At 73.5% G+C, this 5,820-nt stretch carries 6 protein-coding genes; 1 reads left to right on the plus strand and 5 read right to left on the minus strand.

All coding sequences use genetic code 11. The annotated features are described in order from the left end of the window. Positions 1 to 224: 224 nt before the first annotated feature. From AB0E83_RS34825 to AB0E83_RS34835, 3 genes are all read right to left on the minus strand, one after another. Complete coding sequence (locus AB0E83_RS34825) at positions 225 to 1,001, minus strand: SDR family oxidoreductase (protein ID WP_362120739.1); 777 nt, start codon at positions 999 to 1,001, stop codon at positions 225 to 227. A gap of 84 nt (positions 1,002 to 1,085) precedes the next feature. After that, the gene (locus AB0E83_RS34830) at positions 1,086 to 1,325 is read right to left on the minus strand and encodes a DUF397 domain-containing protein (RefSeq protein WP_362120741.1); all 240 of its coding nucleotides are present in this window, start codon (positions 1,323 to 1,325) and stop codon (positions 1,086 to 1,088) included. Beyond that, positions 1,322 to 2,155 carry a helix-turn-helix transcriptional regulator gene (locus tag AB0E83_RS34835; RefSeq protein ID WP_362120743.1) on the minus strand — a complete coding sequence of 278 codons (834 nt, stop codon included), beginning with the start codon at positions 2,153 to 2,155 and terminating at the stop codon, positions 1,322 to 1,324. The genes AB0E83_RS34830 and AB0E83_RS34835 overlap by 4 nt, the downstream gene beginning before the upstream one ends. A gap of 148 nt (positions 2,156 to 2,303) precedes the next feature. Between AB0E83_RS34835 and AB0E83_RS34840 the strand changes: the two genes are divergently transcribed. Further along, positions 2,304 to 2,741, plus strand: coding sequence for an ATP-binding protein (locus AB0E83_RS34840; RefSeq protein ID WP_362120745.1), 438 nt, complete (start codon positions 2,304 to 2,306; stop codon positions 2,739 to 2,741). Between the two features lie 23 nt (positions 2,742 to 2,764). Here AB0E83_RS34840 and fusA read toward each other — a convergent pair whose 3' ends face one another. Both fusA and AB0E83_RS34850 read right to left on the minus strand, forming a co-directional pair. After that, complete coding sequence (fusA, locus tag AB0E83_RS34845) at positions 2,765 to 4,765, minus strand: elongation factor G (protein WP_362120747.1); 2,001 nt, start codon at positions 4,763 to 4,765, stop codon at positions 2,765 to 2,767. Between the two features lie 284 nt (positions 4,766 to 5,049). Continuing rightward, the gene (locus tag AB0E83_RS34850) at positions 5,050 to 5,466 is read right to left on the minus strand and encodes a VOC family protein (RefSeq protein WP_362120749.1); all 417 of its coding nucleotides are present in this window, start codon (positions 5,464 to 5,466) and stop codon (positions 5,050 to 5,052) included. Positions 5,467 to 5,820 lie beyond the last annotated feature (354 nt).

The following is a 5,820-nucleotide window of genomic DNA, read 5'->3' on the forward strand; positions in this document are numbered from 1 at the left end:
GCAGCCGTCGATGCACCGGGACTCGTCGATGGTCACGGGCACGTCGGCGCGCTGCCGCGGGCGGTCGGCCGCGGGCGTCCCGGCGTACCCGCCGCCGGTGACCGCGGCCCCACCGGCGTTGTCGTGCTCGCTCATGCCCTCAGGACACCGGCCGCCGCGCAGTCGTGACACGATCCGATGTGACGTGCGCCACTCTCCGGTGACGGCCGGGTCCGCGCCCGCTCCTAGTGGACGGAGAAGCCGCCGTCCACGAAGAGGGAGTGGCCCGTGACGTACGCGGAGGCGGCGCTCGCGAGGAAGACGGCGGCGCCCGCGAAGTCCTCGGCCAGGCCGTTGCGGCCCGTCATCGTGCGGGCGGCGAGCGCGGCGACCTTGGCCGGGTCGGAGGAGAGGCGCGCGTTGAGCGGGGTCATCACGAAGCCGGGGACCAGGGTGTTGGCGGTGACGCCGTACGGCGACCACGCCTCGGCCTGCGAGCGCGCCAGGGACTCCAGGGCGCCCTTGGACACCCCGTACGCCCCGCTCTGCACGAACGCGCGGTGCGCCTGCTGCGAGGTCACGTGGATGATCCGGCCGAAGCCGCGCTCCGCCATCCCCGGCCCGAACCGCTGCCCGAGGAGGAACGGCGCCTCCAGGTTCACCGTCATCGTGGTGTCCCAGACCTCCTCGCCCACCTCGCCGAAGGGCGGGCGGAGGTTGATCCCGGCGGAGTTGACGAGGATGTCCGGCTCGCCGAACACGGCCGCGGCCGCCTCCGCGCCCGCCCGGATGCCGTCGCGGGTGCTCAGGTCGGCGCTCACCCAGGCCGCCCGGCAGCCGTCGGCGGTCAGCTCGTCCACGGTCGCGGCGAGCTCCGCCTCCTTGCGCGCCAGGACCACGACGCTCGCCCCGGCCCGGGCCAGCGCCCCCGCGATCGCCCTCCCGATACCGGAACTTCCGCCCGTGACCAGGGCGGTGCGGCCCTCCAGGGAGAAGAGGCCGGACAGGTAGTCGTTGCTCATGCGGGTCGCTCCTCAGGACGTGCGTGTACCGGCCCGCCCACGTGCGGTAGGGGGCAGGTACACGCATCCTGGCACAGCCGCCCCTCAGGCGAGCTGGGCGACGAACTCCGTCCAGGCGGCGGGCGCCACGGTGAACTGAGGACCGTCCGGGACCTTGGAGTCGCGGACGTGGACGGTGGAGGGGCAGGCGGCTACCTCGACGCAGTCGCCGTCGCCGCCGCTGCTGTAGCTGGACTTGTGCCAGGAGAGGGCGACCTCCACGCAGTTGTCGCCGCTGCCGCTGCTGTAGCTGCTCTTGAACCAGACCAGGTCTGTGGTGCTCATCGTGCTCCTCGGATCTCCCGCAACAGGCCCACGGATGCCTCGACAGGCAGGGCCTGTGCTCGCATCCTGGCATACCGCTGCTGGATGATGCTGACCACTTTGGGGTCGGAGATGAGCTGGCCGGTCTCCTGGCCCTCGCAGTAGGCGTACCAGGTGTTCTCCTGGGTCTCCAGGAGGCAGAAAGGGCCGCCGAGGCCTGCGTGGTACCCGCGTGACTGGGCCATGATCTGGATGTCGATGTTGCGCCGTTCGCTGAGTTCGATGATGTGGTCGATCTGCTCGCGCATGATGTCCGGGCTGCCCACCTGGCGACGCAGCACGTGCTCCTCGATGGTGAAGCTGTAGATCGTGTGCGGGCGTTCCGTGAGGATGCTCGTCCGTTCCAAACGCCTGGTCAGGTTCGATGCGATCTGGTCGTCGCTCATCGCCGGAATCTGCTCCTCGAACAGCGTCCGGGCGTACGCCGGCGTCTGGAACAACCCAGGCACCAGCCGGTTCTCGAAGGTGTACAGCGTCACCGCCTGCGGCTCCAACTCCGCCCACTCCTCGAACCACTTCGCCAACCCCGCCTTGCGCGTCAGGTGCTTCGCCGCCGCCCTGAGCGCCCCGAACGCGTCCAGCACCTCCTCCGCCTTCTCCACGAACTCCTTCGACGGCAGCCGCCTCCCCTGCTCGATCGAGGCGACCATCGGGAGCGAGTAGCCCACCAGCGGTGCGAACTGCTCCTGCGTCAGGCCCGCTCGTCTGCGGAAGACCTTGACCACTTCCCCGAAAGCCTTCAGGCTCTCCGACGTCTCCGGTTCGCTCCCCTTCGGAACCTCGTCCGTCACCCCGCCACCTCCGCACCCGTGTGCTCGTGCTGAACGCATCCAGGTTCACGGACAGTCACCGGTACCGTCCAGAGCGTGAACCCGTACGCTGCACAGCGTACGGGTTCCTCACCTGGCAACTCCCCCTTTTCGGCGCCACATTGGCCCCATGGCCACCCCGCTGACCCGTAAAGGGCCCGTCACCGTACGTATGTTCGCGCAGCGTTTCAGCTCCACTCCGCGCGGCGCCCGGCTCGCCCGGAGGCTCGCCCTCCACCAACTGGACGAGTGGGGCGTGCCGTACGGCTCCGGGCTCTCCGACACCGCCGGGACCGTCGTCGCCGAGTTCGCCGCCAACGCGGTCACCCACGGGCGGGTGCCGGGGCGGGACTGCGAGCTGGCGCTCCTCTACGTGCCCCGGATCCTGCTGCGGATCGACGTCTCCGACACCCGGGGCGAGCGGTGGCCGGCGGCGGGGGAGCCGGGGCCGCTCGACGAGGGCGGACGGGGGCTGCTCCTGGTGGAGGCGCTGGTCTCGCGGTGGGAGGCGTTCGACCGCGTGCCGGTCGGGAAGACGGTGCGGGCCGAGCTGGACCTCGGGGCGTGAGGTCCGGCCCGGCCCGCTGGGGGTCAGCCCTTCAGGGGCTCGTAGCCGGCGGGGCGGGTGGTGAAGGTGCCCCGGCCCTGGGTGCGGCCGCGCAGGCTCCCGGCGTAGCCGAAGAGTTCGGCCAGCGGGACCGTCGCCGTCACCACCGACGTACCGCCCCGGACCTGCGAGTCGGTGACCCGGCCGCGGCGGGCCGCGAGGTCGCCGAGGACCGTGCCGACCGACTCCGCGGGGACGGTGACCGTCACCTCGGCGACCGGTTCGAGCAGCGTCATGACGCTCGCCCGGAGCGCCTCGCGGAGCGCGAAGCGGCCGGCCGCGCGGAACGCCGTGTCCGATGAGTCCTTCGGGTGGGTGGTGCCGTCCGTGAGCGTGACGCGGACGCCCGTCACCGGGTGCCCGCCGAGGGGGCCCTCGGCGAGCGCGTCCCGGCAGCCGGCCTCGACCGCCCGGACGTACTCCTGCGGCACCCGCCCGCCCGTGACCACGGACGAGAAGGCGAACTCCCCGCCGTCATCGAGCGGTTCGGCGTCGAGGACGACGTGGGCGAACTGGCCCGCACCGCCGTCCTGCTTGACGTGCCGGTACACCAGTCCCGTCACCCCCTTCACCACCGTCTCCCGGTACGCCACCTGCGGACGCCCGACCGCGACCTCCAGGCCCCGGTCGCGGCGCAGCCGCTCCACCGCGACCTCCAGGTGCAGCTCGCCCAGGCCGGACAGGACGGTCTGACCCGTCTCCGGGTCGGTCCGCACCACCAGCGACGGGTCCTCCTCGGCGAGCCGGGCGAGGCCCGCCGCCAGCCGGCCGGTGTCCGTGGACCGGCGGGCCTCCACGGCCACCGAGACCACCGGGTCGGCGGTGACCGGCGGTTCGAGGACGACCGGCGCGTACGGGGCGCACAGGGTGGCCCCGGCGCGGACGGCCTTCGGGCCGACGACGGCGACGATGTCCCCGGCGACGGCGAGGGACACCTCGGCCGTCCGGTCGGCCTGCACGCGCAGCACGCGCGAGATCCGCTCCGTGCGCCCGGTGGCGGTGTCGAGCACGGTGTCCCCCTTCCCGAGCGCGCCCGAGTAGACCCGGACGTACGTCATGCGGCCGGTCGGCGCCGCGCTCACCTTGAATGCGAGCGCGACCAGCGGCCCGTACGGATCGGCCGCCCGCTCGCCGCCGACCGGGGGCCGGTCGACGGGGGCGGGCAGGTAGGCGACGACCGCGTCCAGGAGCGGCTCCACGCCCCGGTCGCGGTACGCCGAACCGCACAGCACCACCACGGCCGCGCCGGCCAGGGTGAGCGCCCGCAGGGCCCGCGCGAGCGTCCCGTCGGACAGCTCCCCGTCCGCGCAGAACTCCTCCAGGGCCCCGGGGTGCAGCTCGGCCACGGCCTCCTCCAGCGCGCGGCGGCGGCGTACCGCCTCGTCCCGGAGCCCGGCGGGGACGTCGGTCTCCTCGCGCCCGCCGTCGCCCCACACGTACGCCTTCATCCGGACGAGGTCCACGACGCCCCGGAAGCCGTCCTCCCGCCCGACGGGCAGCTGGACGGGGAGCGGGACGGCGCCGAGGCGGTCCCGGATCGAGGCGACGGCCGCGTCGAGGTCGGCGCCGGCCCGGTCCATCTTGTTGACGAACGCGATCCGGGGGACGCCGTGCCGGTCGGCCTGCCGCCACACCGTCTCGCTCTGCGGCTCGACGCCCGCGACCGCGTCGAAGACGGCCACGGCCCCGTCGAGGACGCGGAGCGCGCGCTCGACCTCGTCGGAGAAGTCGACGTGGCCGGGCGTGTCGATGAGGGCGATCCGGTGGCCGTCCCAGGCGCAGCTGACGGCGGCGGCGGAGATCGTGATGCCGCGCTCCCGCTCCTGCGGGTCGAAGTCGGTGACGGTGGTGCCGTCGTGGACCTCGCCCCGCTTGTGGACGGCGCCGGTCAGGAACAGGATCCGCTCGGTGACGGTGGTCTTGCCCGCGTCGACGTGGGCCAGGATGCCGAGGTTGCGGACGCGGTCGTCGCGCTGGACGCGCATGGTGTCGTGCCTTTCGCTGCGATGTGGGGACAGGGCAGCGCGATTCCCGGACGCGGGAGGGCGTCAGCGGGCCTGCGGTGACGGGCGCGCAGCCGTCACCGGCAGGCGGGAGAGGCGAGGATCACGTCGTACCGGCGGGCGCGGGGGAGGACGGCGACGGCGGCGCGCGGGTGACGCACGGTCGGCTCCCCTCGGTTCGGTCGGGCACGGAAACGGCACCGCACACCCGGTGGTGCGCGGTGCCGCGAGTCTAGGGAGCCGCCCCGTCCGGCCGACAGCGAATTTCAGGCGGTGGCGTCCGCCGGCTGGAGGAGGTCCCAGCGGTTGCCGTACAGGTCCTCGAAGACGGCGACGGAGCCGTACGGCTCGTGGCGGGGCTCCTCCAGGAACTTCACCCCGGCCGCCGTCATCCGGGCGTGGTCGCCGGCGAAGTCGTCGGTGTGGAGGAAGAAGCCGACCCGGCCGCCCGTCTGGTTGCCGACGGCGGCCTCCTCCTCCTCGTTCTTGGCGCGGGCGAGCAGCAGCCCCGCGTTCCCCAGTCCGCCGACGCCGCCGGAGCCGCGCGGGCGGACGACGACCCAGCGGGTGCCGTCGCCCCGGTCGGTGTCCTCGACGAGGTCGAAGCCGAGGGCGTCGGTGTAGAAGGCGAGGGCCTCGTCGTAATCACGGACGACGAGCGTGACGAGTGCGATGGACGGCATTACCCCAAAGTAATACGCGGAACGGGCAAAGGCCCCCCGCGCGGACCCGCGTCGCCGGCCGGCCGACCCTCGACCCGGCGAGGGTCGGTACGAGGGTCGGGGGAGGGGCCGGAGGGGGGCCGGGACAGGGACCGGGACGGGGGTCGGGACGGGGTCGGGGCAGGGACCGGGACGGGGGCGGACGGGGGCGGGCGGGCGCGGTGCGGGGACGGGCGGACGGGGGCGGGCGGGCGGGCGCGGTGCGGGAGATCGGACGAGCACAGCTCTGAACTACCGTCACATCGGAAGCGATCGCGGGTTAAGGCCAATCTGGTGACGTCGCAGCGGGTGGTGGGGGGTGAGGTGGTGGGGGGT

Source organism: Streptomyces sp. NPDC035033, from assembly GCF_040636735.1.
Lineage (GTDB): Bacteria > Actinomycetota > Actinomycetes > Streptomycetales > Streptomycetaceae > Streptomyces.